This is a genomic window from Citrobacter sp. Igbk 16, assembly GCF_028069755.1.
GTDB lineage: Bacteria > Pseudomonadota > Gammaproteobacteria > Enterobacterales > Enterobacteriaceae > Citrobacter.
On sequence record NZ_JANEWJ010000072.1, the window covers coordinates 1 to 1,085 of the forward strand.

The 1,085-nt window shown below is 53.1% G+C and carries 1 rRNA gene; it reads left to right on the forward strand.

The annotated features are described in order from the left end of the window. Positions 1-1,085, forward strand: a 23S ribosomal RNA gene (locus tag NNO03_RS22400); the annotation flags it as partial.

The window sequence follows — 1,085 nt, forward strand, 5'->3', positions numbered from 1 at the left end:
TGGAGCTGAAATCAGTCGAAGATACCAGCTGGCTGCAACTGTTTATTAAAAACACAGCACTGTGCAAACACGAAAGTGGACGTATACGGTGTGACGCCTGCCCGGTGCCGGAAGGTTAATTGATGGGGTTATCCGTAAGGAGAAGCTCTTGATCGAAGCCCCGGTAAACGGCGGCCGTAACTATAACGGTCCTAAGGTAGCGAAATTCCTTGTCGGGTAAGTTCCGACCTGCACGAATGGCGTAATGATGGCCAGGCTGTCTCCACCCGAGACTCAGTGAAATTGAACTCGCTGTGAAGATGCAGTGTACCCGCGGCAAGACGGAAAGACCCCGTGAACCTTTACTATAGCTTGACACTGAACACTGGTCCTTGATGTGTAGGATAGGTGGGAGGCTTTGAAGTGTGGACGCCAGTCTGCATGGAGCCGACCTTGAAATACCACCCTTTAATGGCTGGTGTTCTAACGTAGACCCGTGATCCGGGTTGCGGACAGTGTCTGGTGGGTAGTTTGACTGGGGCGGTCTCCTCCTAAAGAGTAACGGAGGAGCACGAAGGTTAGCTAATCCTGGTCGGACATCAGGAGGTTAGTGCAAAGGCATAAGCTAGCTTGACTGCGAGAGTGACGGCTCGAGCAGGTGCGAAAGCAGGTCTTAGTGATCCGGTGGTTCTGAATGGAAGGGCCATCGCTCAACGGATAAAAGGTACTCCGGGGATAACAGGCTGATACCGCCCAAGAGTTCATATCGACGGCGGTGTTTGGCACCTCGATGTCGGCTCATCACATCCTGGGGCTGAAGTAGGTCCCAAGGGTATGGCTGTTCGCCATTTAAAGTGGTACGCGAGCTGGGTTTAGAACGTCGTGAGACAGTTCGGTCCCTATCTGCCGTGGGCGCTGGAGAATTGAGGGGGGCTGCTCCTAGTACGAGAGGACCGGAGTGGACGCATCACTGGTGTTCGGGTTGTCATGCCAATGGCATTGCCCGGTAGCTAAATGCGGAAGAGATAAGTGCTGAAAGCATCTAAGCACGAAACTTGCCCCGAGATGAGTTCTCCCTGAGACTATAAGTCTCCTGAAGGAACGTT